The following is a 26,788-nucleotide window of genomic DNA, read 5'->3' on the forward strand; positions in this document are numbered from 1 at the left end:
CTCCTAGATTAGCGAGTAATGGGTAATGAGTGGTCTGCGCCCCATTCTGTCCATGACCCGTCATAGACCGATAAATCACGCCAACCTAACTGGTATGCTGCTAGCAGCAAAATACAGGCCGTTACACCTGAGCCACAACTGAAAATGATTGATTTATCATTATATAACGTTAGTGCACTAAATGCTTGTTTCAATTCCGAGTCTGCCTTTATAAAGCCATTACTCAATAATGTTTGGAAAGGGAGGCAAACAGAATTAGGAATATGACCAGAACGCAGTCCTTCTCTTGGCTCTGGTACCTCGCCTAAAAAACGTGCACGTGAGCGAGCGTCAACAATGTTTGCACTGCAATTGTTTGAGTACTCTAATATTGCATTTGCGTCCAAAAAAGCATGTTTATTTAATTTCCCGGTAAATTTTCCAAGCTGCTTAGCTTCGGACAAGGTATTCGTGACAGGCAGTCCAGCCTCAATCCAAGCCGGGAGGCCACCATTAAGCACTTTGACATTATCGTGTCCCATTGCCTTAAACATCCACCATGCGCGCGGAGAGGCGAGTGTTCCAGAGTTGTCATAAACAACAATAAGGTCTTCGTTGTTCAGGCCTAGTTTCTGAGCGCTGTTATTAAATCCTTCTTCTGTTGGCATCATATGAGGGAGATTGGTATCTGGGAGACAAAAGTCATTGTCGTAGTCGAAACGCAATGAGCCTGGAATCCACTTATTGGTGATCTTTTTCCCTTCGGAAGGAATTTGAAAACGAATACTCGCGTCTAGAAGTTTTACATTTGCTTGGTCTAATAAAGCATGAAGTTCTTTGGCATCGATCAATGCTTGCATGGTTAAATCCTTCTGATTTGGGAAGTCCGCACAGTATCTTTACTCACAGCGAATGAATGAAAGGGATGAGTCAAAACTTGAGCGGGATGCTTGGTGGAACAACGCAATAGAGCCCACTGGACAAGATGCGGACACTGGAACCGTCACTCGTTGTTGCTCTATCTCAGGTGAATTAATAGTGAGGTACCGACGTTGACCATCAAGGGACTGAGTTAAAGTGTTGCTAATGACGGTGGCTGAAACCGTGTTCTCATCCGTCTGCTTAATGAGCAACAAGAGCACAAGTAGGGCAATGAAACCGCTGAAGACCAACATATAGGTTTTGGGATTATCCAATTTGCGCTCCATTGCTATTGTTTCAAGTAATCATTTTGTTTTACAACAAAAAAATCGCATGTTCAAAGAACGATGCGATTTTGTCTTAAAACCTGTGGCTTGCGCCAGTCCCGAGTATCAATGCTCACCAATAGAGCATCTTACATGCGCCATGTCGTATTTCCGGTTGAGACGACTTTTTGCAGAGGTTCTGAGCCATCGTAGAACCAAATTTCGACTAACAGGTTATCTTGGCTGTCCGAGGTGGAGAAGTCTAATTTAGCTTTCCCACTCGTCAGCGCAGCAGAAGCAATATTGCTCGAATATTTCGCTTGGTAGGTTCCAGACGCATCTTCACGGTACTCCTTATAAATGCTCAGATGTGCGCGCTGTAAAGAGTAACCACTAATATCTACCGCAAGTGAGCTTTCTAACCTTGGGTCATAATCGAACCCATCTGGTACGTCTAAATTTTGCATGCTTGGCTCTTCAACAATAACGGTAGTTTGAGCTGGAGGTGGAGTAGCGCTATCGTTGCTTTTGTCTCCACCGCCGCCACCGCCACCGCCGCAGGCTGTTAACGCTAATCCCATGATGATTGTGATTAAGTTTTTCATGATGTTTCTCCTATGGAATGTAACGTTTGTTTGCTTTAGGTTGGGTATGCCAGTTTGCTCCTTCTCGCCCACCAGACTCGGCGTAGGTGGCAAACTCTGGGTAAGCGTCAACTAAGTCAACTTTCTCTAGCGGCCAATTCCACTCTTCGACGATAAGCAATGCCCAAGGGAGGTTGTTCGCTGTTTTGAAGTACACGCCTCGAGCCGGGTCACTTGCGTCTACGCCCACGCCATATAGGTTTGCGTCATCAAACTGCTCAGTTGGTGCTTGGTCTGGCAAATGTACTTCCCATTTTCTACCTGGTTGAAAGGTGATGCCGTCGCCGTGATATGTATTGGGGGTGGCAAAGATAAATGGGTCATAAGGCATGGCCTGTAGCGCTGAGCGGTCGGCTCCTTCCTTAAAGTAGATGGTCAGTGTGAAAGACAACGCGACGTTATCATTACAACCCGTTTGGGTTCGAAAATACGCACATTGACTTTGCGCATACTGACTGAGGTCGTCACTGATAATGAAGATGGCTTCTTCTGATATCGCTTCTAGACCGTTGGTCGGTTGTTCTTTGCCATTAAACGTTAGCTTTGTTAAGCCGTTTTCAATGCTTGCTTTCGAAACGCCAGGTAGACGAATAGCAAAGCCATTTTTATAGCCAGCCCCATAGGCGGCCAGATCTCCGCTAATTTGGATATTTTCCACCGTGCCGTCCATACGTGTTTCAGTCATACGGAACTTAATGACTACGTCATTCATGTCGTAGTCAGCGGTGTAAGGCCAGTTGTCTTCATACGCGACCGTTGCGTAGGAATCGGCACTTGGGAAGTGCTGTACGGATACGCCGTTTTCAGTGATTGTGATTGGGTAATCTTCTACTTCACCTGATGTTGATCCGCCATCGAAGTTCAGACCAGTTTGTTGGCTAAAGCGGAATCGGCTCCAGCTAGGGCCTGCGGTTGCCAGTTCAGAGACGACAAATGGAAGCGTATTGCTGCCTGCAGAGAGTAACTCATCGGTGAATACTTGCTCACCTTCGTCAGCAAAGTCACCATCTCGGTTCCAGTCAAACCAAGCTGACAAGTAGCCGGATGTCGATGCAGTTACGCTCACTAGTGAACTTAACCCTGGGTCGAGTGCGGTAACAAAGCCGACGCCATCTTCATCTGCTGTACCAACTTTGTTATCTCCAGACGGAGCCACTTGTCCATCGGCATCACCATCTGGCGCAATTGTGCCAAGCCAAGTTACACCATCAACAGCGTGGCGTGGTCCGTTAGAAGAGAGCAAGGTAGCGTAAGTGTCAGGTGCGTCACCAAAGTCAATTGGCTCGTCTTCGTCAATAACAGGAGCGTTCGCGCATCGGGCACCGTCATTTTGGCTGGAACTTGGACCGTTAGACACAAATTCTACAGCAGGAACAATGCCCGCAGCGATATTGGCGGCATTATTTTCTGATAAGTCGACGCGATAAATTTTGCCGTCCTGGTTACGCGATACGTAGTAGTTTCCGTTTATATCAAAGTAGCCTGCACCAAAGGTACCCGTTTCCCCTGTATTGCCGATCGCGGTTGCTTGGCCTGTTTTTGTATCGAATTTATACAATACGCCAGACCCATTATCGATACCATAGAGCGCACCGTCGCCAGGGTGGAACGCAAAATCGGTTAAACTCACGCTTGCATTTGATGTGATTTTATTCAGGGTTAAGGTAGCATTTGGGTCCGTATCTAACGGCGACAGATCAATGGAAAACAGCCCTTTACCTTTGCGATACAAGTAGTATACGTGGTTGTACACGTCGCCGACAAAAAACGTATGGCTAGGAAGCCCTTGTACGTTGAGAGTTTCTGCTTGAAAGTCCTGGCCTAAACGTACGATTTTCAAGTTGGTTGTATCGTAACCATAGATGTATCGATCAGTGAAGTTGAAACCGACGCCGTTAATACCAGATGCTAAGCCCACATCGTCGGTCAGTAACTTGGTTGATCCGGTAACCAGATTAACGCCGTAAACTTGCACTGGGGTCGATTGGAATAAATATGCTTTGCTCGGACAAGTGTCGAATGGCGCTGCGCTTACGTATGCGCTTGCGAACAGAGATCCAAGTAATAGTGATGTCCTTTTCATGATTCGCCCTCTCATTGGTTTGTATGATATGCAATGAAAGGAACGTGCCAGTTTTTAACTTACTGTTTATAATGAATTTTATATCGGTAAGTTATTTGGTTCGAAATATGAATCTCAGAATAAGAAAAAGCTCAACGTTACGTTGAGCTTTTTGAGAATCTTCATTGATAAGCTGACAGCGTTACTTAGCCACAAACAGGGCAGGTCGGCATTTTCATCAAATTCATTTCCCGCCAGGACATGCTAAATGCATCGAGAATGAGGATCTTCCCTTTTTTGGGTTGGCCGTAATTTGCAATCACCTTGATGGTTTCCATCGCTTGTACAGCGCCAACAATACCCACAACAGGCGCCATTACGCCAGCTTCAACGCAACTTAATGCACTGCTGCCGAATAGCGCGCTCAAACACTGATAGCACGGTTGAGTTGGGTCGTCGTACGTAAACACACTCACTTGGCCTTCCATACGAATGGCTGCACCAGAAATAAGCGGTGTTTTTGTTGCAAAGCAGAGTCGGTTGAGTTGATTGCGAGTGTCGACGTTATCTGAAGCATCGACCACCACAGTGTGTTGTTCAATCAAAGCCTGAAGCTGAATGTCGTCAAGGCGTTTAGCAACGGTGTTTACTTCGATATGAGGATTAAGTTCCCGCAACGCATCCGCCGCGGAGTCAACCTTTTTACGGCCAATATCGGCGTCGTGGTGCAATACTTGGCGTTGTAAATTGGAGAGTTCAACAATATCGTCATCGATAAAAGTAATATTGCCAACACCAGCCGTGGCAAGGTATTGGCTAGAAGCGCAACCTAAACCGCCAGCACCCAAAATAAGCACCGAGCTTTGTTTGAGCGCTTCTTGCCCTTCGAAATCGAACTGACGAAGAATGATCTGGCGGTTATAGCGCAGCATCTCCTGATCGGAAAGAATATCCACGGTACGTTCCTAGTATAACGTTGAGTTAAACAGTTGGATTTGAACCGTTTCGCCAACTTCCACACGGCCACGTTCACGTTCCAATACAACAAAGCAGTTTGCCAAACTCATTGAGCGAAAGGCTCCTGAACTTTGGTTGCCAGTGGTTTCAACGACAAATTTACCGTTTTCTAGAGTATAGATACCGCGTTGGTAGTCCGTGCGGCCTGGCGCTTTCTTAAATGCAGTTTTTGTCGTAGCAGGGATAGACTCAGGTGCTTTCCATTCAGTGTGGCCTGCCAATTTAGCCAACATTGGTTGAACAAGTACGTACATGGTTAGCACCGCAGATACAGGGTTACCTGGTAGCCCACAGAACCAAGCAGTACTTAACTTGCCAAATGCGAAAGGTTTACCCGGCTTGATTGCCAGTTTCCAGAAACCGATTTCGCCAAGTTCTTCAAGAATGTCTTTGGTGTAATCTGCTTCACCAACGCTGACGCCGCCAGACGTTACAACTACATCCGCGAGAGTTTGTGCTTTTTCGAATGTTGCTTTTAGTGTCTCTGGGCAGTCAGGGATAATGCCAAGATCAATCGCTTCACAGCCAAAGTTTTCGATTAGCGGCTTAATACCGTAACGATTACTGTCGTAGATTTGACCCGCCTTGAGTGGCTCACCCAATGGTTTAAGTTCATCACCTGTGGAGAAAAATGCCACCTTTGGCTTACGCACGACGGTGACATGGCTGACACCAAGAGAGGCAATCATTGGAATATCGCGTGGTGTTAGGCGCGCGCCTTTTGCCAATACGATATCGCCTTGCTTGATGTCGTCACCCGTAGGGCGGATGTTATTTTGCGGCTTCACATCCGTTTGGTTGAACTGAATACCAGCGTCGGTCACTTCCGTATTTTCTTGCATGATAACGGCATCACAGCCTTCCGGAATTTTCGCGCCAGTCATGATTCGAACACAAGTGCCTGCCGGCCATTCACCCTCAAAAGGCTGACCTGCGAAGGATTTACCTGCCAGAGGCAACACTGTAGACACTTCTAGGTCTTGAATACGAATGGCATAACCGTCCATCGCTGAATTGTCGAAAGGGGGCACGTGAATTGGCGATAAAATGTCCTCAGCCAGCACAAAACCCAGAGCGTCAGCAAGAGGAAGAGAAAGTGTCGTTTGGATAGGTTTGATTCGCGATAGCATCTTATCCATCGCTTCTTCAATTGGCATCAAGCCAGGTGCGTCGCAGCAGCCCATTGAGATAATCCTATGTTCTTTTGTTTTGTGGCAACTCTACCATAAAAGGGGACCGAGTAAGAATGTCCACCTATAAAATATGGGTGTAATTATTCAAAAATCCGAGTATCCTTGTCACCCATCCGAAAGGGGTAAAGTTCCTGCGGAGCATGAGAAAATAGCTCAGTGTATTCTTGTTATGTGCCTTGGCGTTATAAACATCGGACTGAGCGACTTTAACGCTACGGGATGAAAACACGGCAATTGTATTTCACACCGAGAGTGGTAGTTACAAAAGAGGAAGTGGAATGTCAGGTCTTAGCGAGTCAGCAAAGTTAGTGAAAGAAGCGCTAGAGCAACGCGGGTTAGAAACACCAATGCGCTCTAATGCCGTTAGCCGTGAAGAGAAGAAGGAAAAGATTGAATACCACATGCGTGAGATTCTTGGTCTGCTTCAGCTCGACCTTACGGATGATAGCTTAGAGGAAACGCCACACCGCATTGCAAAAATGTACGTGGACGAGATTTTCTCTGGTTTGGATTACTCCAACTTCCCCAAGATCACAGTTATCGAAAACAAGATGAACGTGAGCGAAATGGTTCGCGTGAAAGACATTACTGTGACCAGTACGTGCGAACACCACCTTGTGACAATCGACGGTAAAGCCGCTGTTGCTTATATTCCTCGCGGTAAGATCATTGGCCTGTCTAAGATCAACCGTATTGTTCGTTTCTTTGCGCAACGCCCTCAAGTTCAAGAGCGTATGACCCAGCAAATCCTTGTTGCTTTGCAAACATTGCTTGAGTCTGACGATGTAGCGGTGACTATCGACGCGACGCATTACTGTGTGAAATCACGCGGTGTGATGGATGCCACCAGTGAAACCACGACTACAGCGTTAGGTGGTATTTTTAAGAGCAACCCAGCGACCCGTGCTGAATTTCTGCATGGCCTGCGTTAATCAAATCGACAAATAAAATTGAGAGAGGATGGCGAGTTGCCATCCTTTTTTATATCTTTTATATCCAAATCATCGTCAAGTGAGTCGCAATAAATAGTAATTATGCAATTGTGTATTGACAGTCACATTCGTTGCTCTTAATATATGCGCCCAATGAACGGCTACAACTTGTAATTGTTTGTTTTAAAAAGAGATATTTCTCTAAGTTCAGCTGATCTCGGTCAGTTGTCTTTCTATTTTCTAATAATAGAAAGACAACAAATTTGGGACTCGGCATGACTACACAAAGCACTATCAGCACCTCCTCTATTTCAGCTCCAGTTACAGAAAGCAGTTGGCAAAAGAAAGCCATGCTCAGTGTCGCTTTTTTGATGGCGACAACCTCTGTGGGTCCCGGCTTTTTGACTCAAACCGCAGTCTTCACAAATATCTACAAAGTCGACATGGCATTTCCAGTTTTGGCTTCCATTTTTATCACGTTTGGTATCGTGATGAACTTGTGGCGTATTGTCGGCGTTTCTGGCATGCGAATCCAAGACATTGCGAACAAAGTGGCACCCGGCATGGGTTATGGTGTTGGTATTCTCCTTGCGCTTGGTGCAGTAGCGTTTAACTTTGGCAACGTGAGTGGCGCAGCGTTAGGCATCAATGTGCTAACGGGCGTGGACACAACATGGGGCGCACTGTTTACCGGTGTCGTTGGCTGTTTGTTGTTTGTGGTTCATAACGCTTCCAAACGAATGGACCAAATGGCCCGCTACCTTGGCTTGTTTATGATTGTTCTGATCGCATACGTGGCTATGACGAGCTTACCTCCGATGGGAGAGACACTAAGTGCAGCGGTGATGCCTATGGATGTTGGTAGTTTGCTTCTGCCTACGTTGACTATCGTTGGCGGCGCAGTTGGCGGTTACTACACGGGTGCACAACGCCTAGTAGACATCGGCTTGAAAGGCAAAGAGAACGTGCCTTCCATCACCTCAACAGCGTGGGCTGGTATTTCTATTGCGGTGGTTATTCGAATCCTACTGTTTTTGGCAGTGTTTGGCGTTATCGCGACAGGCGCAACGCTGGATACGGCTAACCCTGCGGCGGATGCTTTCCGTCAAGGTGCTGGCCAGCTTGGTTACTTCATCTTTGGCTTAGTACTGTTTGTAGCTTCCATCACGTCTGTGGTTGGCAACTCTTACATGGCTATTTCATTAATTAAGACGCTTTTCCCAGTTGTCGCGCGAAACGAGAAAGCTTGGTGTGTTGGTTTCATTATCCTAACCTCGTTAGGCACGGTAACCATGGATATGCCAATTCTTCTTTTGATGCTAGCAGGCCTAGTGAACAGCATTATTCTTCCTATCGTTTTGGGCACTGTATTGGTTGCGACAAAACGCAAAGATATCGTCGGTGACTACCAACACCCAATGTACTTAACGCTAACTGGAGCAGCGATTGTTATCGTAATGGCGGCATCGAGTTTGACTAACATTGGGAACTTCATGGCGAAGTTTGTGGGTTGATGTCTTATTGATGAGATGAACAGCGGCCTCAGATGAGGCCGTTTTTTTATGCTTATTTAGAGGGCGACTTAACGATTTCTGGCCAATACATTTTGACGTAACCTGCCGATACCCAAACCACCAACACAGTCGCAATGCTGAGCTCTAAAAAGCCAAAATCGTGTAGCCAGTGCCAATGTGGATGCGATTCGGCAAAAAAGGAGGTTAAGCGGTGCATCGCAATGGCACTGATCACGGAAGGAAAGGTTACCGCCGCGATAGAAGGTTGAAACTTCAATCGAAGTAAGCGGAAGTAACACAGGTAGATCAATAACGTCATTGTGATAGCAATCCCTGCTAATGCGCCAGTCAGTATCGGATCGGGCAGGGGAAAGTTCACCAAGTATGCCGCCAATGACAAGTTTACCGGTGCGGCCATAATTGCGAGGGTCGGCCTGGCTCGTCTCGGTAGAGATCCGAAAAACACCAAACGATAGAGCACCAGCGGTAACATAAAGAAATAAATGCCAATGCACATCATCGCTAAGGTTTCAGAGAATAGGTTGTGACCCAATTGGGAGCCTGCTAATGAGCTGCTGATCAGTCCCACTGGATAGAGAAACCAGCTAGGTACAATATTCGACATTTTGAAGTTCATTAGCTGAAAGCTAAAAAACAGTACCATCATAGTAAAATGCAGCAAAAGTGCCATAAACCAGAGTGGATAAGCAATGATTGGCGCTACAGAAGCAAGATAATCTGCAAGGATCAGTAACGCCATACTCATGGGGGCCATTAAGCTACCGCTCAATGGGTGACGAATGTCGACCATAAATAATCGTGGATTCGTGGCATATTTTATCAGCACAGGGGCGAGTAAAAGCGCGCCGAGTGACGCTAAAAATGGGCGTATTGGTTCACCAATTTCAGGGACATAGAGTGCCCAAGCTTGTCCTAAACCTATCATACCTAGCGCTAACGCGGCTTGAGACGGCGGAACGCTATAAAACTGCACAAGTCTTCTCCAGTTCAAATCTACTCCATTTGATTTTTGCCTGAATGAAACGAAACGTGATGATTTGGATGAAATGCTCTATTTGAGTAGCGAATACTAGCAAGTTTAGAGAGTGCTTACTCATGAAAGGTGGTGAGGAAATATCAGAGAATGGTATTTTTGTGAGTTTGGTATCGAATATTTGGGAAAGGATGTAAAAATGTAGAGCTTATCGCTCCAAACCCTTCGATAGTTTGGAGCGAAATAATAACAAAGCGAGAATTATGTCGATTGGTTTTCAGGAAGATCCTGCTGACGTAACTTATCGTTTTTGATTGTACGATGTAGCAACTGGCTGTAAATCGGTTGTCCGCCAAACAACTGAGCAATAATCACGGCACCTAAACAAGTAATGATAAGTGGTAGAATTAAGTAGTAGTTATTGGTCATTTCAATCACCAACAAAATGCCCGTGATCGGTGCGCGTACCGTTGCAGCAAAAAGGGCCCCCATGCCCGCAATAGCAAATACGCCAGGTTCGATATCAAGCGTGGGAAGCAACACATCAGCACTCGCTCCGAATGCATAGCCAAACAAGGTCCCCAGAGCAAGCATCGGTGCAAAGATACCGCCCGGCGCACCAGAGCCAAAGCATAGCAACGTCGTGATGACGCGACCAAAGAAAAGCAGAACTAAAACGGATACCGAGTAGTTGCCATTGGTAATATCAGGAATAAGGCCGATGCCACCGCCAGTTAGCTGTGGCACGTATAAGAGAAGCAGACCAAAAATGCCACCAAGTAGTGAACCCACGATTAAATAGCGTTTACGATCGTTTTTGTGAATTGCGACAAAACTGTCTTGTGCCACGGTAATCAATTTATTGAAGATCACTCCGAATACGCCAAACAATGCGCCAAGCAATAAAAATAACCAAAGGGACTGAAGCTCTGGAGAGTGATATTGCGGCATTGTGATGACAGCGTCTTGCCCGTTGATGGCACGAAACACAATATTGGCCATAATAGCAGAGATGATCACCGCGCGAATTGAGATCAGAGAATAGCGAAACTGAGGTCGCATTTCCTCCACAACGAACATAATGCCAGCGAGTGGGGCATTAAAGGCGGCAGCCAAACCACCAGCGGCACCTGAAGCGAGTAGGGAATGACGAGTATCGTCATCTTTCACACGGAAAATATCGGTCACCATTCGACCGACAGCACCGCCCATTTGCACCGTTGGGCCTTCACGACCGAGCACCATTCCGGAGCCAAGTGCGCCCATGCCGCCGAAGAATTTTACTGGCAGGACTCGCCACCAACGCACAGGGCGAATGTTGTCCATCGCGCCTTCAATTTCAGGGATACCTGAGCCCGCCGCCTCTGGGGCAAAGCGGTGAACAAGAAAGTAGCCAATAAAAGCAAGCAACGCGCTGATCAGCACCGCAGCAAGCCAAAGAGGAAGTACGCTACCGATTTCGCTTCTCAGCCATTCGGTACGGGTTTCAGAAACAAAATGAACCGCAAGTTCGAAGTAAGTGCCGACAAAACCAGCTAGTGTGCCAACGATTGCGGCCATAATCAGGACAGAAAATGGTGTGGACCCTCGAGAGACAAACTGGTTAATCGCATCTTTCGGTACGTGCGCTAACACAGATTTTACAATTCTCTCTCGTTTGGTCATTAACAAGTTCTCCTGTTGCTGGTGGAAGGGACGCGAGAAAGTATACGCTTCGCAGAGTCTAGACCTAATCAATAAAGATGCAATTTAGCTTTTCACTATTGAGTGTTCGAAGTGTCGCGATGTCATTCATTCACCAAGATTGTGCTATTGCTCTCATAATTTGGGATAAAAAACTTGTTTTTTGAGCAAAATGAACCATGCTTTAGGTGTAAAGCAACATGACTGCTTCAGAAGGAGGGATGTGAGGTTTTACACACAATTTGGATGGATTCAAACCCTACGGTAAGTCCTCGTTTTATGTTCGGGATGCATCAATAGACATCTCCGATTCGCACACTCACGATTGAGTAACGAGGTAGAGGCGCACGCAAATGTGCGCCTTCTTAATTTCTGCTCTACAACTTTCCGCACTACTTGCCACTATTTTTATCTTGAACAATTTCTACTAGTCGGTAATGTCTGGGGTCGATGTTAATCAACCAGAGTAATTCATGCGCTTTTATCCTCGAGTCCTGTTTTCTTTATGTTGTTTTTCGGTAACGTTTCCAGCATTTTCAACCCAGAGTTGGTGGCAGGACACGTTGTCTGCAATGCCGTACTCCAATTTAAGAGAGCGTATAGAAACAAAGGGAAGCTGGTATCGCTGTGACGTGCAGCAGCAAGATGCTTCAACGTATTTCAGCACATTTTGTTTGGACGATTTTTCGTACTATCAGCAGCATCTGTATGGTGAAGTTGTTTTGGGAAAGGACAGTGCTCAGTTCTCTTTTTTGACCGAATATCAATGGCAAAGTCTCAATGACTTAATCCTCAATTTAAGAACAGACGGATTGGTTTTACGCAATATAACTATCGGACAAGAACACTATGACGTCGTTGAAGCGCTGGAAAAGAAATCTTCTGAGCTCGTCGATAAAGAAGTTATCTTGTTGATAAACCGCTATCCGCAAGAAACGATTCGAAGCTTATTTTGGGTAAAACCGGACGAGTTTTCGTCGCCATCACCGTCTTTAAATGTGGAATTGCACAGCGATGGCGAAATTATCGATGTTAAAGTGACTCGTTTTTAGATTCTTTATGGAGAGATAGGAAGGTCGCCATCGCAGACTCGTCCAAAAATCCATCCGATTTTTTGTGCGCGCGCAGGTATTGATAGCCAGCGATGAGCTTACGGTGCTGTTCTTCTGCCTCATCTGTCAACGGCTGATTCATAACGTGTTGAAATGCAAGTTTGTACGCATCCATATCTACGACTTCAGCGCGGCGATATAAATAACCACATCCGGTCGCTAACCATTCAAGAGAGCAGTTGGCTCGCATCGCAATTTGATTTGCTTTCGTTAGGCTCGGTTCACTGCCTTTTAAATATTTGCGTATTAAAGCTTCAGACACATCAACGCGTCGTGCAAATCCGCTGACGCTTTCTTCTCCGATCAAGGTGGCTAGGCGTTGGGCAAAAGACATATTTCGTACTCCAGTTCGAATTGCCAAAGTTTACCCGTTGAGCCGATGTGAAAACAAGACTACGATGAATGCAGATCAATTGAAGGAGAAAAACCATGGTTGCAAAAGTTGTGACTGCACCAAAAGGCCCTGAGTTCTCAGAGCTGGTCCAAGGATATTGGCGTGCAGTTGATTGGGGCATGACTGCTCAAGAGCGTTTGTCATTCCTCAAGCAACATATTGAGTTAGGCATTACCACGGTCGATCACGCAGACATATACGGTAATTACGAGTGTGAGAAATTGTTTGGTGAAGCACTTGCTCTCGATAAGAGCGTGCGAGAGCAGATTCAGATCGTCACAAAGTGTGATATCAACCTGTGCGGAGATAAAACACCAGAGCGTAAGATCAATCACTATGATACAAGTTCCGCTCACATCTACCAATCGGTGAATAACTCGCTTGAGCGTTTGAATGTGGACGAAATCGATGTGCTTTTAATCCATCGCCCTGACGTGTTAATGGATGCCGATGAAGTGGCTGAAGCATTCTCAGAGTTACACAAAGTGGGTAAAGTGAAGCACTTTGGTGTATCTAACTTTACTCCACGTCAGTTTGAGCTGTTGCAATCTCGTTTAGGTAAGCCTCTTGTGACTAACCAAGTGGAAATCAACCCGCTTAATTTTGAAGTTGCACATGATGGAACGCTTGATCAAATGCAAATGCTGCGTACGCGCCCAATGGCTTGGTCTTGTCTCGGTGGTGGCTCAATCTTCAGTGGTGACAGTGAGCAAGCCGTTCGTGTTCGCAACGAATTAGAAGCGATTCGCGAAGAAGTGGGCGCGACTAGCATTGACCAAGTGATTTACGCTTGGGTACGTCGTTTACCATCTAACCCAATTCCAATCATTGGCTCTGGTAAGATTGAGCGTGTGCAAACGGCAGTAAATGCGCTGAATATCGAATTGACTCGAGAGCAATGGTATCGCGTATGGGTGGCTTCGAAAGGTCACGGAGTGCCATAGAAGTGACACTTTATTGATGAATACATTATTCAAGGCACCCTATGAAAGGGTGCTTTTTTATTGCTACGTGATACCGATTTCCCCAGCACTCATACTGAGCGGATAGAGTGTAAGTAAAAACGGATTTTTAATTTAAAATGCAACTTTGTGCTTATTTTTAATGGAGGCGTTTTATCCATGTTTGTTTCATGTCACTAAACAGCGAATGGGATGTTTGCTTTTTCGCCATTTTGTTCACTCATCCATTCATATTGCGTATGCTTATTGAATAAAAAAGAAATAAAAACTCGTCAGTTTTCTCGTATTACATGCTGTAACAATCTGTTAGACTCCGGCGCAGATTGTGGAATATAAAAAGGTGATTGAATGTCTTTTCCCGTACTCATCTGTGATGATTCAGCGTTAGCACGCAAACAGATGGCGAGATCACTACCAGCCACATTGAATGCCGATATTACGTTTGCTATCCACGGAAAAAATGCGCTAGAAGAACTCGAAAAGAACGAGTTTAAATTGATGTTTCTTGATTTGACCATGCCAGAAATGGATGGCTTTGAAACACTAGAAAACATGCAGCGGTTAGGGAATACAACTCCGGTGGTTGTGGTGTCGGGGGATATCCAACCTAAAGCGAAAGAGCGTGTGTTCGCACTTGGCGCAAAAGCGTTTATTCAAAAACCGATCGCCAAAGATGAACTCAAGAAGGCGCTTAAAGAGTTGGTCGAGCCAGAGCCTCGTCCTCAAATTATCACGCCTGTTTCTATTGAGTTACCGATTTTACGTCGTCGCGATATTTATATGGAAGTGGCGAACGTCTCTATTGGTCGAGCCGCAGATGCATTGGCGCGTCACTTTGATGTGTTTGTGCAACTGCCTCTGCCGAACGTTAATATCTTCGAAGTGAGTGAACTACACATGGCTCTCCGTGACTTAGCGTCGCATGATAACGTATCGGGCGTTTGTCAGGGCTTTTGTGGCGAAGGTATTGCGGGTGAAGCGCTGGTGATTTTGAGCGATTCGAGCGTATCGGATCTCAAGAAGTTGATGAAAGTGCCGGCAGACAGCGACGAACTGGAAGAGCTTGAGCTGCTCATGGATGTTTCCAATATCTTGGTGGGGTCATTCTTAAATGGCTTGGGCGAACAATCTGAAGTACGATTCTTCCAAAGCCCTCCAGTGCTTCTTGGTCAGCATATATCAATTGATTCGATCATTGAGTCTACGACGGGCGCATTCAGCCGCACCATGACATTCGAGGTGAGCTACAACATTGAGGGAACGTCAATCCGTTGTGATTTATTGTTTATGTTCGTCGATGAATCTTTGCCGCTGCTCGATAACAAACTGTCATATCTAATGGAGGAGTTCTAATGTTGAATATGCCAGCAGAGTTTGAACAATTCCATTGGATGGTAGACATGGTACAAAACGTCGACATGGGGCTCGTCGTCATTGACCGAGATTATAATGTGCAAGTGTGGAATGGGTTTATGACTCATCACAGCGGTTTGCAATCTCATGACGCAATTGGTCGTTCTATCTTTGATATCTTCCCTGAAATCCCGCAGGAATGGTTTAAGTTAAAAACAAAGCCAGTGTATGATTTAGGTTGCCGCAGCTTTATTACGTGGCGCCAGCGTCCTTACTTGTTTCGCTGCCGTAACGTACGCCCTGTCACTCAGCAAGCGGAGTTTATGTACCAGAACGTTACGTTGAACCCCATGCGTACACCGACTGGAAAAATCAATTCGTTGTTTTTATCTATACAAGACGCGACGGCTGAAGCATTGATGTCTCAGAGTCAGTAGCGATAAAAAACTTTCTCAAAAGCCAAGGTTCGCCTTGGCTTTTTTGTATACTTATAATTGTGTTTCCTAATGCGCAGAACGTGAAGATGGACTTTAATCTCGCCCTAAAACTCTACACCGCAGAACAAGTAAAAAACGGTGAAACGCTGGCAGCGCAAATGGCTGGTGTTTCTATGTATAGCCTAATGCAACGCGCAGGTATGGCTGTGTATGAGCGTTTTTTACACTTGTATCCCAAATCAAAAAATATCTTAGTCATTTGTGGCAAAGGGAATAATGGTGGTGACGGATACGTATTTGCCTCGCTTGCTAAACAAGCGCAACTCAATGTACAGGTTTTCCAACTTGGTGATGTGACTGCGCTCAAAGGTGATGCTTTACGCGCATATCAAGATTGGCAGTCCATCGATGGTGTTAACAATGATTGGGATGAGTGGAATACCGCATTGCTAGAAGCCGATGTGATCATTGATTCCATGTTAGGCACTGGTTTAAGTGGTGAGGTTCGTTCGGAGTACCGTCGCTACATTGAGCAAATCAATCAAATTCACACCCCAGTGATTGCAGTCGATATTCCTTCCGGGTTGTGTGCAAATACAGGTGCTATTTTAGGCGATGCCATTCATGCTGAGCATACTGTAACCTTCATTGGTGTTAAGCAAGGCTTGTGCACCGGACAAGCGAGAGATCGAGTTGGTGAACTCCACTTTTGTGGATTGGGTGTAAATGTTGAGTTTGATTCTATCGAAGTAGAAAGTGCACTAGGTATTGATCATCAGGTTGTGTCAAGGTTAATGCCCAAGCCAAACCCTACAGCACACAAAGGTGACAATGGCAAACTACTTTGCGTCGGTGGTAACCAAGGTATGTCAGGAGCGATTCGTTTATGTTCCTCCGCTGCGGTTAGAGCCGGAGCGGGTTTAACTGCCGCAATTACTCACCCGAGTAGCCTTATTCCACTACAGATTGGCTGCCCAGAAGTAATGAGCCAAAGCATCACCGCTGACTTACTCAGGGATACTGAGAACGACTTAACCAAACGCATTCGCTGGGCTGAAGTATTGGTGTTTGGTCCAGGTTTTGGTGATGATGAGTGGGCTTATCAAGCCTATCAATATCTGGCTCAAGAACAGAAACCTAAAGTTGTTGATGCTGATGGGCTCAATATTCTAGCGATGCTAAGCCAACGATGTGATGGCACTTTGGTGTGCGACAACCAGCGAGTGATCACGCCGCATCCTGGAGAGGCAGCTCGACTATTAAATGTGACCACTCAACAAATAGAAAGTGACCGATATTCTGCTGCAAGACAACTGCAAGAGCGTTATGGCGGTGTGGTGGTTTTAAAAGGCGCGGGAACACTTATTTACGATGGAACGAGAATGTACGTCTGCCTAGCGGGTAACGCCGGAATGGCGACGGGCGGAATGGGAGATGTGCTATCTGGTGTTATTGGTGCGTTGCTAGCTAAAGGGTTACCCATTTCCATTGCGGCACGTTTAGGTGTGGTACTCCACAGTCATGCTGCGGATATAAACGTGAGTCAGCATGGTCAAATTGGTCTTTTGGCAAGTGATGTTATAGGCACACTTCGTACCGCTATTACTCAACAAATCGATAGGACGTAGCTAGATCTCGCCCATCACTATGAAAAAATGATCGATTTTTTTGGAGTACTTTTTCCGAATTAGCAGCGCATCTTAGTATTAGGTGATTGAGTTTTAGGCAGATTTGAGAGGTGATGCGTTTTCATTTTAAAGGTATGACGCAAAGGTTTGCGCAATAGGTTAACTTAAACGTTTTCTTAAGTTGTTGATAATTATAAATAATGAGAAAAAATAACGACTTGAGGAGTGTTTTTGATATGCGATTATCAAGATGGTATCACAAAAAAAATTCAAATATCAGACTTGTAGGAAATAAATCACAGCCTATAATGCTGAAAACCGGAGCGTCTGCCAACGCTCCGGTTTTTTTGTGTCCGAAGAACAGTGAACTCGTCTGCCAACGAAATCACTACGCACTCTGAGATGACACATATACATATGAATCAAGGAATTACACAATGCGTATCGAACAAGAACTTAAGTTAGGTTTTAAAGATGTACTGTTTCGCCCGAAACGTTCTACCCTTAAGAGCCGTTCTCAAGTAAATTTAACCCGCGATTTTACATTCAAGCATAGTGGTCGTCAATGGTCTGGTGTGCCTGTAATCGCAGCAAACATGGATTCGGTTGGTAGCTTTGCAATGGCTAAAGCGCTAGCTGAGCATGGTGTAATGACTGCTGTTCACAAACATTACACGGTAGAAGATTGGGCTGAGTTTGCTAAATCAGCTGATAAAGCAACCCTGAATAACGTAATGGTGTCTACGGGAACATCTGACGCAGACTTCCAAAAAACCAAAGATATTATGGCGCTTTCAGATGAATTTATTTTCATCTGTATCGACATTGCAAATGGTTACTCAGAGCATTTAGTCGAGTATGTTGAACGCGTGCGAGCAGAGTTCCCAGACAAGGTGATTTCTGCGGGTAACGTGGTTACTGGTGATATGTGTGAAGAGTTGATCCTCGCTGGTGCAGACATCGTGAAAGTAGGCATTGGCCCTGGCTCAGTTTGTACAACTCGTGTAAAAACGGGTGTTGGTTACCCGCAGCTTTCTGCAATCATCGAGTGTGGCGATGCAGCGCACGGCCTTGGTGGCATGATCATCGGTGACGGTGGTTGCTCATGCGCAGGTGATGTATCCAAAGCATTCGGCGGCGGTGCGGACTTTGTTATGCTAGGCGGCATGTTAGCGGGCCACGAAGAGTCAGGCGGCGAAGTGATCGAGAAAGACGGCGAGAAGTTCATGAAATTCTACGGCATGTCTTCTAAGAGTGCGATGGAGAAGCACTCAGGTGGTGTTGCTGGCTACCGCGCAGCCGAAGGCAAAACCGTGTTATTGCCATACCGTGGCAGCGTTCACGGCACTATTCAAGACATCCTTGGTGGCGTTCGCTCAACTTGTACATACGTGGGTGCAGCAAAGCTTAAAGAGCTAACCAAGCGTACTACATTCATTCGCGTTCAAGAACAAGAGAACAACGTGTTCGGTAAAGAGTAAATCGACTGAATGTAACAAGTGTAAAAGCAACCATACGTTATATCTATAGCAGATAAAACTATACTATATGCAGCTATGAGCCAGAGTGAGATTGATTTCTTACTCTGGCTTTTTTGCTTCTCATTTGTTTGCGCTTCAAAATTAACTCTAAGCGATTTTAATAGTTGGTCGAGATTCGACTTGTTCAAACGGTAATGATGTTGTAACAGGCATGAGCTGTAAAACGCTTGAAATCTGACAGTCTCTATTTAATCCAATATAGTCTTTGACATTGGCTACTCGCCAAGTCATGTCTCCGTAAGTACGCAGATAGAACGCGGGTGACTGATGACTGTTATGTCTAATAACGCTCCATTGGGTGATATCACTAAAAAAGACTTCAGGGTTATCGGATGTCTCAAACTCATTCGCCATGATACCCAAAGGTATATCAACGCGATTAAGTAGCTTTTGTCCGAGTGAGAAGGCTTCGTCGAAGTTAGTTGGTTGTTCGCTTAACTGCTTAATTGCATAGGTTTGTACAAATCGAGACGGCGGTGTTGGGTCGGCGGGTAGGCCCATCAAGCCAGCGCCATTGATTGATTGAAGTGGGCCAGGCACTTGGACATGACGTTGCATGGTTACTTCATTGTTCGGTTCTGGGTTGTAGTTGCGCAAATTGGAAAAATATGAGAGGTGATTGACATGCCAATGGTAATTTGGGCAGTTAGTCATTACTCCTACGTAGGAGTGGTCCACAACCACTTTATAATCATCAAAGTCATATTCGGTACATTGATAGCGTGCTTGCTGATTTTCCTCTTTGCTGAACATATCGCTTTCTTTAAATGCTCGATAGATATGCATATTACCGTTAAGAAACTCAATGACTGCACTGTCATTATTTGCATCGTGAATCACGAAATGCTGATCCAACGTCATATTGTCACTCTCTGTTTCACCAGTTGAAATAGTCGAGTTAAACACGTAAACGGGGTGAGTAGTGAAGTACGTCACCATCTCGTCCACAGTATTAAACGTAGACAAGATAAAAGTACCAAACAGGCCGCTGCCTAATGCAAAGGCATCATCAGGGATGTGAGAGGTCGATACATTTTGATTGAGAATGGGCAAGTACAGTGACCCAACAGAAAGGCCAGATTCATTAATGCCATCAGCTGTTAAAAGAGGGTGGGTAATGGCGTTGCAGTGTATGAAGCTCAACTCTCCCTGCCAATTTGCTCGAAACTCACATTCTTTACTGTGACGTTTTGGCGGCTGACCATTGAAAACACGGTCGGCTTTTCCGTCGGAAGTAACGGTCGTAATTTGGTAAGTTTGTTGGGCTCTAAACCAAATCTCGGTCTGAAGGTTAACTGCAAACTCCATGGTTCTAGCGGATAAGGTTTGGTTGTTGCAACCATAATTGATATTCACATCTGTACACATAGCCATGCTTTCCGTTGTTTATCTTGAATGATGCATATCCAAGAAACTCTCTGAATCAAATGCTTGGAGATTACGTGGATATAGAAGAATTGCGCTTTAATAATGGTTTTAGCCATGGAGATAAGCGCATGCTATTAATTTAAGCATTCAATCAAAAAACGTCAGTAGCAGTTTAGTATCAGTTGATAGAGTTAAAATAAAAAGTGATTTGTATTGATTCGATTATCTTGCAGTGGTGATATAAAGTGAGAACATAAAGTTAACAATTTCAGATTGTGATTGAAAATGGGGAGGGTTTTCAATCCAAATACAGAGAAATGAAACTGCCCGAGAAGTTGTGCAACTGTCTCGGGCGAAGTGATGAATCGGGTAAGCGGCTATAAAGTTTTCTCACAAGAACCGCTAAGTGGTGGAGATATTTTTAAATTATCATTAAAGATTTCCACAGCGACGGGGCCTTTATTTTCGTCTTTTGCATAGTATGCACAGGACTTGTCCCCAGTATAGGTTTCACCTGCCTTTTTGAAACTGTAGTACCAGGAGTCATGGGTAGCGGCACCGGATTCAAACTAGCAGATTCAGATTGTTCGCCAGTATTCAAGTCGAAACGGACTTCCATTTCCGGAGAGTCTTTAAATCTCACATATCCGGTGATTTTATCGCTGGAGTTATTTTTAACGTAAAATGCCCCCTTAGTTGCCATGATTTTTCCTCTTTTTTAATTTCTATACGTGATAGAACGGCCAAATGACGGTCTGTAAATATATGCTTTTTAAGGTGCATATTGATGTTAAATGATGGTCTTATTAGTTCTAAGATGATTAAACTTATCCTTAGCGTATTTTTCTTTTATACCGATTAAGTCGCGGTAGCTTCGATCAAAATAAACGCTTGTCGGAATTGCCGGATCTTTAAAGCTGATGAAGGCACCATAGGTTCCCGGTATATCAGCTTCTCTGGCTTTATCAATCCAGTCCATGGCTCTGTTTACATCAACAAGTACTGGGTTATTTTGTAGTTCTAGTTTTTGCTTTATCTCTTCATTCCACCAGGTTTGGTATTGGACCGTATATTGACACTGGCGGTAGGGGAAAGATATGTCTTCAAGATCGTCTGAGTGATGATAAAAGCCACCAGTGATCGCACCTAAGGTTACGTAACTAAATAGCCCTTGATCGCGGTTTTCTGGCTTTATCAAAGGTGAAGTTAAGCTTTGCAAAAGTGCAGTATAGCCTTCTGCTTTAAGACCTCGCTCTGACACCAATCGCGAAGTGATTTTGTGAGGTGCTGGGGCGTCATAATCGGGAGGGAAAGGAGAACCGCTTTGACATAAAGAATCGCGCCCCCATGTGCTCATCAGGGAGTGATCGTATTTCTTCCCGTCAAAATCAGTGCCATGTGCTTCATAGACTTGAACTAAATCAGGGGAGCAAGCGCCAAATTGAACGGCTATAAATTGGTCAAGATCTTGCAATGTCCCTTCCCAGTAACCGTACATAGTGCAGTGATGGCTTATTGTGTCGATATCGCAATGGTTAGGTAAATCAGGCAGAGCATCAATTTGCAAGTTGGTGCCGAGAAGTTTAGCCGTATCGAGACTTTTTATAGCCTGTTCCCAATTTTTTAGCACATCTATGGTAGGGTGCGATGGTATTGGCTGAAGCATACCGTTGATTTTTTTGTAAAGGTTCCACTGAAGTTCGAAGCGGTGGATCTCTTTGGGTAAAGGGAATGTTTTTACGCGTAGCTCGGTAACAATGCCATAACTCATGCCTCCGCCGCCTCTTAGTGCCCAAAATAGGTGAGGGTTGGACTCTGCTGAGACTTCTGTGATCGTACCATCGCCCAATACCACGGTTGCACTCACTAGGTGCTCACAACACATGCCGTATTTTCGCGTCCAAGGGCCCCATCCTCCGCCTTGAATATAGCCAGTCAACCCAACTGTGGCACAGGTTCCATGTGCAATCATTCGATCATGCTCTGCAAGTTTTGGTGTTAGTTGATAGAAGCGATAGCCTGCACCAATGGTGGCAATATTGTCACACAGTTGGAAGGTCTTAATTCTCCTCACGTCAATCAAAATGACGTTGTCACCACTGCATTCACCTGCGTGATCATGCCCTCCTGAGCGAACACGAATCGGGAGACTGAATCGAGTTGCTGTTAGATAGGCTTGCTGAACTTCTTGCGTACTTTCGCACATGACAATGACAAAGGGTTGGTGTTGATAGCGAGTATTGAAGATGAGTGACTCGACTTGATATTGGTTCAAACCAGGAACCGGTGAAACCGTGTTTTCAAGAGGTGTCAGTAGTCGCTCTTTAGGAAAACCGCATTTATCCATTTTCTGAATAAACAGTTTGGCATTATTGATTGAGATTGAGTACGCGTTAAGTACAGCGAGGCGTTGTATTTGAGGGTTAGGGTGCTGTTCTACCACTTGGTTTTCTTTAGTTCCCTGCATCCATTCTTGTTCCATTATTTTTTCCATTTGGCTTATGTATTGAATAGTTGTTTAAATATTAACTAGCGTGCATATGTTCGCCATATCAGTTTGGTATCAGTTGTTCTGTACAAATCGCCAAAAGCATCAGCGAGAGAGCAATAATATCTGGTTGATGAAAAGAACGAGCGGCACCTGCGTGACCGTAGATAATTTATGTAGTCAAGTAGATCTGAGCCTAAAGTGATACTGAACTTGAATGACGTGTTATCTACATTGAATGGGTCACTAACGACAATAAATTCAGTTGGAGAACACAATGAAAATGGAATCAAAAGTATCACAAGCAATTTTTACTGCTCATTATCAAATTGGCAACGGCTTACCTGGAGGAGTGAACTTCGATGTTAATCTACTCGTGGCCAGCGAAGACAAATCAATAGTGGGTAAAGGACATATCTTTCAGGCCATTAACCCACCGTTAAATGTGGTGTCTGATCTCAATGGCAGTTTCAACTATCAATGCACGATGCGTGATTGTCATATCATGGTGACGTTGCAGGGCTACCAGCCTTACCTAGGCATTGCTCCTCTAGGAGCAGATCTTCACAACGTAACGCTCAACATCCTACTTAATGATGATTGGAAGTCAGGCGTGGCATTCTATCGATATAAAAATAGTTCAGGTAAATGGGTTGAAGTAGCAAATCAACGCGTTACTCTACTTTTACCTGAGCATGTTCCTAGCATCGAAAACTTTAAGGTGGAGCAAAGTGATCTTGCGCCAGCATAAATCTAATCAGCGATGACACTGTGCCAAAACACAGATATTCGATGGTTTCGAATATCTGTGTTTGACGAGGTAAATCGAGCAAACAAGATGATTTGACGGTGCAATTAGTCGACTTTCTTCGTTTATTGAATATTTCATGGTTGAGTAGATGTGAAGAGCCAATGGTCGAGCTCATCAACACTTATTTGAGCCTGGTTCAGTTGATGCTTACGCGCGGCCTGATTGAAGTTTAACAACTCAGAGACGGAGCTGGACTGGTCGAGTAAGGCAAGCATCAGATTCGCTTGTTCAATATAAAAATCACCCCATGGATGCGGATCTTCTTGGGTGAAGTTAGCAAGCTTATCGCGATATTTTCGAAGTAGCGTAGGCTGCTTATACTGCCACGCTACTTGGATTCCTTGTTGGTAAAAGCGTAAATAGTTATGACCAACACAGGTAGATTCTAGCCAAGCCTCACCAGTGCGCAAAGCGGAGAGGGCCGTTGATTCATCGCCACAAATAAGTGCCTTGGTAGATACGAGCCAAGGACCAATAAAATTGTGTAGCTTATTGATATGAACAAGCTCTAGAGCCGTGTCGATGTCCGAAAGGGCTTTCTCCTCTTTTCCCTGATACCAGTGCAATCTTGCACTGGACTCCAAAAGAAAAGCGACAAATCGATGAGCATTAAGCTGTTTTGAAAGTTGCAGAGCGGTCGAGATTTCGTTTTCAGCTTGCACCAATACATTACGGTCGAGAAAGATCCATGCTGCCGTAAGCCTGGAAACAATTTCTGCTCGGCGGTTTGCCGTGAGATAGGCAAGATTCGAGGCATGCTGAGCCTGTTTTAGTGCTTCGTCAGATTGCAGTTGATAGATCATCACTGTTGCCAGCATGTAGCGATTGGCAGTTTCAATCGAAAGCAACTGATGCTCTTCACACAATTGCAAACACTCGGTTAAGTGCTCGTATGAGCGAGCCATTTTTCCTTGTGCGTAGGCACAATCACCGAGGCCGCCAAGCGATTTTGCTTTCGCGCGAAAACAGTTTGCTCGCTGACTGTAATCTAATGCAAGTAAATGTTCTTTCTCACATTCGTCTAGCTGCCCAGTAGGGAACAGCATATTACCTCTCATCGAGTGGATTTCACACAAAGATTTATTTAACGTCAGCTTTTCGCACAGAGCTTGGGCTTGGTCTAAAATCGACATCGCTTGTACAAAGTTGTCGGTTAAGCGGTAGGGGTTAATGAGGTCTAAATAGTATTGAACACGTTCAGGATCATTTTCTGTGTGATGAACCGCTTGCTCAAGAACCTCAATACTCTCTTTGATGCGTCCCATCGAATACAGGCAGTTTCCTTTCATATTTAGTGCATACGCCATCTGTTCTTTAGGTGACTCTTTAATAGCGTACTCAATAAGTGTCAGTGCTTTTTCAAACTGATAATTACTCAGGTAATGTGTGGCGGTCTGTTCAAGAACAGTAAATACATCTTCGCCCTTGGCATGATTGATATGGACGGCATATAAGAATCGATCTCGGTTCTCATACCATTTTGCACAGGCCATGTGTATTTTTGAACACTGTGACTTGTCTATTTGACGGAAAACAGCATTGCAAATCAAATCATGATGGAAAAGGTATTGATCGCCATTGAGTTTTACTAAGCCAGCGTCGACTAACTTATCTGGTACGTAGCCGGGAATTCGAGTGATTTCACGCAGTTGCTCCAGTTGAAAGCACTGCCCCAACACAGAGGCAGTACAGAGTGCTTGGCGATCTTGGGCTGGAAGTTGAGCTAATTGTATCGAAACTAAATGTTCCAATGACTCCGGAACGTCTTTATCAAACTGAGAGCAAAGCAGTGTTTGGCGCAAGTATAGAGGATGGCCTTTCGCAAGCTTTATACAGTCATTGATATGTTTATTCTGTTGGCATGTGATTGAGCAAGCTAACTCGTAAGACTCTTCAGATGATAACTCCCTAAGTTCGATTAGATTCACGTTGGTAAACCAAGATTGTTTGGAACTAAGTCGTTTTTGCTGCCTAAACGTCAGAAAGAGCAAAATATTGGTGTTTGTAATATGAGGTAGCAGTGTCTCAAGAAACGCCAACATTACCTCGTCGGCCCAATGGACATCTTCAACAATAATCAAGTGCGGTTTGCTGGTCTGCCGTTGTTGAATTAAGAAAGGGATAGATTGCTCTATCGTTTGTTTCAGCGTTTGGAACTCCATTAAGTTCAGCAACTGCTTTTCTGATTCGTTGAGTGCTACCCCCATTAACCAATAAAGGCAGAGGTGGAAAGAAGAGGGAATTGATGACTCGACAGTTTGCTGACGAATAGAATCATCGGTATCTTCACGAGTAAATGAACAAATTGCCCGAGTGAATATATTTTGAGGGGATAAGAGATCAGCACTACCATGATTCAGGATTTGAATCTCTGTGGTTAAACACGAAGATCGATTCAAAGACGCAATGACCTGGTTGAGTAGGCTGGTCTTTCCTATCCCTGCGGTACCAGTAATACAATACGTTTGGCCTGCTTCTTGTTTTTGCCATCGCTTGATTCCGCTATTCAATGTTTCTAGTTCAAGTTTACGCCCTACAAAACAGTCAGTATGGCTTTGGTGTAAGGATACAAGATGCCAGTTGTTGAAGTCTGGCTCTCCTGTTAGAAACGGTTTTATTGGTCTGGCACAATTGGACGAGATAAAGCAAGGACAAGCAGCTATTTCTCCCCAAGGGATTTTAACTAGGATTTCATTGAGTGGGGTTATCGCAATCGGATGTTCCGATAGCTCAGTGACTCGATGCTTGTATTTCACATTGATAAAAGACCTAATCGAAGCCGAAAGAGCAACCTGTAATTGAAGGGCTAGTTGTCGAATTCGTTCAAAAACATATTCGTCCGATTCCTGTATAGACCAAGTAAGAACAAACGTCCGGTTTTGTATTATGGGTGTAGTGTTTTGGCTGAAAAGTAATGTTTGCAGAGTCTTTGCGGTCAAATCACACTTTGCTTCGATTGCAAAAATAAAAAAATATGGTGGTGATGAAGGCACATTTGTAAGTAATGGTTCTGAGGCGCGATCTATTAAGAGGTCCTCTAGGGGGACAGAAAAGTATTCCGCGAGATTGGATGCGGTACGATACAGCACATTCGCCCCAGACTCTGCTCGCTTTATGGAAGCAATAGATACGACAAAACCCTGTTGAAAGCATTCTTCCGCCAGTCTTTCTTGGCTCAGTCCTAATTTCTTTCTCAGTTCTTTGAGTCGTAATACGTTGAGTGGAATTCTTCCATCCCTATTTGCCATATTTCACTCCGTTGTAACGTATAGCTTTTCCCAGTAAACCTGAATCGATTGGATATGTTGAGTGAATAAATTTATCTTATTTCACCACATATAATACTAGTAGTTAAAATGTTATATACCCGTGATCATTGAAGATGCTTGATTTTTTTTAGAATCAGGATCATGCTACGAACCATGAAAATTACACTGACTCCTCAACAGAAACTGCAACTCGAACAAATGCACGATATTGAACGTGATA

22 protein-coding genes are annotated in these 26,788 nt (G+C 44.7%); 9 read left to right on the forward strand and 13 right to left on the reverse strand.

Annotated elements, in window-relative coordinates:
- Positions 1-8: 8 nt before the first annotated feature.
- The 6 genes from L3V30_RS09455 to moeA all read right to left on the reverse strand — a co-directional run bounded on the left by L3V30_RS09455 (position 9) and on the right by moeA (position 6,073).
- Positions 9-839: a sulfurtransferase gene (locus L3V30_RS09455; protein ID WP_237308789.1), complete on the reverse strand. Its 831-nt coding sequence runs from the start codon at positions 837-839 to the stop codon at positions 9-11.
- A gap of 39 nt (positions 840-878) precedes the next feature.
- Positions 879-1,175, reverse strand: coding sequence for a hypothetical protein (locus L3V30_RS09460; RefSeq protein WP_005396101.1), 297 nt, complete (start codon positions 1,173-1,175; stop codon positions 879-881).
- Between the two features lie 140 nt (positions 1,176-1,315).
- Entirely contained in the window at positions 1,316-1,771 is a 456-nt protein-coding gene (locus L3V30_RS09465) for a hypothetical protein (protein WP_047008137.1), read from the reverse strand.
- 10 nt (positions 1,772-1,781) lie between these two features.
- On the reverse strand, positions 1,782-3,893 hold the full coding sequence (locus L3V30_RS09470; RefSeq protein WP_237308790.1) for an LruC domain-containing protein: 2,112 nt from the start codon (positions 3,891-3,893) through the stop codon (positions 1,782-1,784).
- 185 nt (positions 3,894-4,078) lie between these two features.
- On the reverse strand, positions 4,079-4,828 hold the full coding sequence (moeB, locus tag L3V30_RS09475; RefSeq protein ID WP_006741129.1) for a molybdopterin-synthase adenylyltransferase MoeB: 750 nt from the start codon (positions 4,826-4,828) through the stop codon (positions 4,079-4,081).
- Between the two features lie 9 nt (positions 4,829-4,837).
- Complete coding sequence (moeA, locus tag L3V30_RS09480) at positions 4,838-6,073, reverse strand: molybdopterin molybdotransferase MoeA (RefSeq protein ID WP_006741128.1); 1,236 nt, start codon at positions 6,071-6,073, stop codon at positions 4,838-4,840.
- Between the two features lie 287 nt (positions 6,074-6,360).
- Here moeA and folE point away from each other — a divergent pair, with 287 nt between their 5' ends.
- Together folE and L3V30_RS09490 are read left to right on the forward strand one after the other, a co-directional pair.
- Positions 6,361-7,014: a GTP cyclohydrolase I FolE gene (folE, locus tag L3V30_RS09485; protein ID WP_237308791.1), complete on the forward strand. Its 654-nt coding sequence runs from the start codon at positions 6,361-6,363 to the stop codon at positions 7,012-7,014.
- 275 nt (positions 7,015-7,289) lie between these two features.
- On the forward strand, positions 7,290-8,528 hold the full coding sequence (locus L3V30_RS09490) for an NRAMP family divalent metal transporter (RefSeq protein ID WP_054868071.1): 1,239 nt from the start codon (positions 7,290-7,292) through the stop codon (positions 8,526-8,528).
- A gap of 52 nt (positions 8,529-8,580) precedes the next feature.
- Here L3V30_RS09490 and L3V30_RS09495 read toward each other — a convergent pair whose 3' ends face one another.
- Together L3V30_RS09495 and clcA are read right to left on the reverse strand one after the other, a co-directional pair.
- Positions 8,581-9,522 carry a TDT family transporter gene (locus L3V30_RS09495; protein ID WP_167394206.1) on the reverse strand — a complete coding sequence of 314 codons (942 nt, stop codon included), beginning with the start codon at positions 9,520-9,522 and terminating at the stop codon, positions 8,581-8,583.
- Positions 9,523-9,783: 261 nt separating this feature from the next.
- Positions 9,784-11,187: a H(+)/Cl(-) exchange transporter ClcA gene (gene clcA, locus L3V30_RS09500; protein ID WP_074190503.1), complete on the reverse strand. Its 1,404-nt coding sequence runs from the start codon at positions 11,185-11,187 to the stop codon at positions 9,784-9,786.
- A 491-nt stretch (positions 11,188-11,678) separates the two neighbouring features.
- Here clcA and L3V30_RS09505 point away from each other — a divergent pair, with 491 nt between their 5' ends.
- Complete coding sequence (locus L3V30_RS09505) at positions 11,679-12,257, forward strand: hypothetical protein (protein WP_074190504.1); 579 nt, start codon at positions 11,679-11,681, stop codon at positions 12,255-12,257.
- On the opposite strand, the gene L3V30_RS09510 is transcribed toward L3V30_RS09505, so the two are convergent.
- Positions 12,238-12,651, reverse strand: coding sequence for an XRE family transcriptional regulator (locus L3V30_RS09510; RefSeq protein WP_237308792.1), 414 nt, complete (start codon positions 12,649-12,651; stop codon positions 12,238-12,240). The two genes, L3V30_RS09505 and L3V30_RS09510, sit on opposite strands and share 20 nt — an antisense overlap.
- Before the next feature lie 95 nt (positions 12,652-12,746).
- Between L3V30_RS09510 and L3V30_RS09515 the strand changes: the two genes are divergently transcribed.
- The 5 genes from L3V30_RS09515 to L3V30_RS09535 all read left to right on the forward strand — a co-directional run bounded on the left by L3V30_RS09515 (position 12,747) and on the right by L3V30_RS09535 (position 18,572).
- Positions 12,747-13,655, forward strand: a complete 909-nt coding sequence (locus L3V30_RS09515) for an aldo/keto reductase family oxidoreductase (protein WP_047008144.1) — start codon at positions 12,747-12,749, stop codon at positions 13,653-13,655.
- Positions 13,656-14,021: 366 nt separating this feature from the next.
- The gene (locus L3V30_RS09520) at positions 14,022-15,026 is read left to right on the forward strand and encodes a response regulator (RefSeq protein WP_237308793.1); all 1,005 of its coding nucleotides are present in this window, start codon (positions 14,022-14,024) and stop codon (positions 15,024-15,026) included.
- Positions 15,026-15,463: a PAS domain-containing protein gene (locus L3V30_RS09525; protein ID WP_005396081.1), complete on the forward strand. Its 438-nt coding sequence runs from the start codon at positions 15,026-15,028 to the stop codon at positions 15,461-15,463. The genes L3V30_RS09520 and L3V30_RS09525 overlap by 1 nt, the downstream gene beginning before the upstream one ends.
- An 86-nt stretch (positions 15,464-15,549) precedes the next feature.
- Positions 15,550-17,091 (forward strand): NAD(P)H-hydrate dehydratase, encoded by a 1,542-nt coding sequence (locus L3V30_RS09530; RefSeq protein WP_237308794.1) that lies wholly within the window; start codon positions 15,550-15,552, stop codon positions 17,089-17,091.
- Positions 17,092-17,528: 437 nt separating this feature from the next.
- Entirely contained in the window at positions 17,529-18,572 is a 1,044-nt protein-coding gene (locus L3V30_RS09535; RefSeq protein ID WP_005396079.1) for a GMP reductase, read from the forward strand.
- Between the two features lie 147 nt (positions 18,573-18,719).
- Here the strand turns inward: L3V30_RS09535 and L3V30_RS09540 are convergent, their stop codons facing one another.
- From L3V30_RS09540 to L3V30_RS09550, 3 genes are all read right to left on the reverse strand, one after another.
- On the reverse strand, positions 18,720-20,006 hold the full coding sequence (locus L3V30_RS09540; protein ID WP_237308795.1) for a linear amide C-N hydrolase: 1,287 nt from the start codon (positions 20,004-20,006) through the stop codon (positions 18,720-18,722).
- A 415-nt stretch (positions 20,007-20,421) separates the two neighbouring features.
- Positions 20,422-20,703, reverse strand: a complete 282-nt coding sequence (locus tag L3V30_RS09545; RefSeq protein WP_237308796.1) for a hypothetical protein — start codon at positions 20,701-20,703, stop codon at positions 20,422-20,424.
- Between the two features lie 87 nt (positions 20,704-20,790).
- Positions 20,791-22,482 carry an FAD-dependent oxidoreductase gene (locus tag L3V30_RS09550; RefSeq protein ID WP_237308797.1) on the reverse strand — a complete coding sequence of 564 codons (1,692 nt, stop codon included), beginning with the start codon at positions 22,480-22,482 and terminating at the stop codon, positions 20,791-20,793.
- A 283-nt stretch (positions 22,483-22,765) separates the two neighbouring features.
- Between L3V30_RS09550 and L3V30_RS09555 the strand changes: the two genes are divergently transcribed.
- The gene (locus tag L3V30_RS09555) at positions 22,766-23,239 is read left to right on the forward strand and encodes a DUF1842 domain-containing protein (RefSeq protein ID WP_237308798.1); all 474 of its coding nucleotides are present in this window, start codon (positions 22,766-22,768) and stop codon (positions 23,237-23,239) included.
- A 134-nt stretch (positions 23,240-23,373) separates the two neighbouring features.
- On the opposite strand, the gene L3V30_RS09560 is transcribed toward L3V30_RS09555, so the two are convergent.
- Positions 23,374-26,547 carry an AAA family ATPase gene (locus L3V30_RS09560; RefSeq protein WP_237308799.1) on the reverse strand — a complete coding sequence of 1,058 codons (3,174 nt, stop codon included), beginning with the start codon at positions 26,545-26,547 and terminating at the stop codon, positions 23,374-23,376.
- Between the last annotated feature and the right edge of the window lie 241 nt (positions 26,548-26,788).

The sequence above is a fragment of the Vibrio sp. A1-1 genome, from assembly GCF_021728175.1.
Lineage (GTDB): Bacteria > Pseudomonadota > Gammaproteobacteria > Enterobacterales > Vibrionaceae > Vibrio > Vibrio diabolicus.

Coding starts and splice junctions, on each gene's coding strand:
- L3V30_RS09455 (WP_237308789.1), bottom strand. CDS start 839: ATGCAAGCATTGATCGATGCCAAAGAACTTCATGCTTTATTAGACCAA.
- L3V30_RS09465 (WP_047008137.1), bottom strand. CDS start 1,771: ATGAAAAACTTAATCACAATCATCATGGGATTAGCGTTAACAGCCTGC.
- L3V30_RS09470 (WP_237308790.1), bottom strand. CDS start 3,893: ATGAAAAGGACATCACTATTACTTGGATCTCTGTTCGCAAGCGCATAC.
- moeA (WP_006741128.1), bottom strand. CDS start 6,073: ATGGGCTGCTGCGACGCACCTGGCTTGATGCCAATTGAAGAAGCGATG.
- folE (WP_237308791.1), top strand. CDS start 6,361: ATGTCAGGTCTTAGCGAGTCAGCAAAGTTAGTGAAAGAAGCGCTAGAG.
- L3V30_RS09490 (WP_054868071.1), top strand. CDS start 7,290: ATGACTACACAAAGCACTATCAGCACCTCCTCTATTTCAGCTCCAGTT.
- clcA (WP_074190503.1), bottom strand. CDS start 11,187: ATGACCAAACGAGAGAGAATTGTAAAATCTGTGTTAGCGCACGTACCG.
- L3V30_RS09505 (WP_074190504.1), top strand. CDS start 11,679: ATGCGCTTTTATCCTCGAGTCCTGTTTTCTTTATGTTGTTTTTCGGTA.
- L3V30_RS09510 (WP_237308792.1), bottom strand. CDS start 12,651: ATGTCTTTTGCCCAACGCCTAGCCACCTTGATCGGAGAAGAAAGCGTC.
- L3V30_RS09515 (WP_047008144.1), top strand. CDS start 12,747: ATGGTTGCAAAAGTTGTGACTGCACCAAAAGGCCCTGAGTTCTCAGAG.
- L3V30_RS09520 (WP_237308793.1), top strand. CDS start 14,022: ATGTCTTTTCCCGTACTCATCTGTGATGATTCAGCGTTAGCACGCAAA.
- L3V30_RS09525 (WP_005396081.1), top strand. CDS start 15,026: ATGTTGAATATGCCAGCAGAGTTTGAACAATTCCATTGGATGGTAGAC.
- L3V30_RS09530 (WP_237308794.1), top strand. CDS start 15,550: ATGGACTTTAATCTCGCCCTAAAACTCTACACCGCAGAACAAGTAAAA.
- L3V30_RS09535 (WP_005396079.1), top strand. CDS start 17,529: ATGCGTATCGAACAAGAACTTAAGTTAGGTTTTAAAGATGTACTGTTT.
- L3V30_RS09540 (WP_237308795.1), bottom strand. CDS start 20,006: ATGGCTATGTGTACAGATGTGAATATCAATTATGGTTGCAACAACCAA.
- L3V30_RS09545 (WP_237308796.1), bottom strand. CDS start 20,703: ATGGCAACTAAGGGGGCATTTTACGTTAAAAATAACTCCAGCGATAAA.
- L3V30_RS09550 (WP_237308797.1), bottom strand. CDS start 22,482: ATGGAACAAGAATGGATGCAGGGAACTAAAGAAAACCAAGTGGTAGAA.
- L3V30_RS09555 (WP_237308798.1), top strand. CDS start 22,766: ATGAAAATGGAATCAAAAGTATCACAAGCAATTTTTACTGCTCATTAT.
- L3V30_RS09560 (WP_237308799.1), bottom strand. CDS start 26,547: ATGGCAAATAGGGATGGAAGAATTCCACTCAACGTATTACGACTCAAA.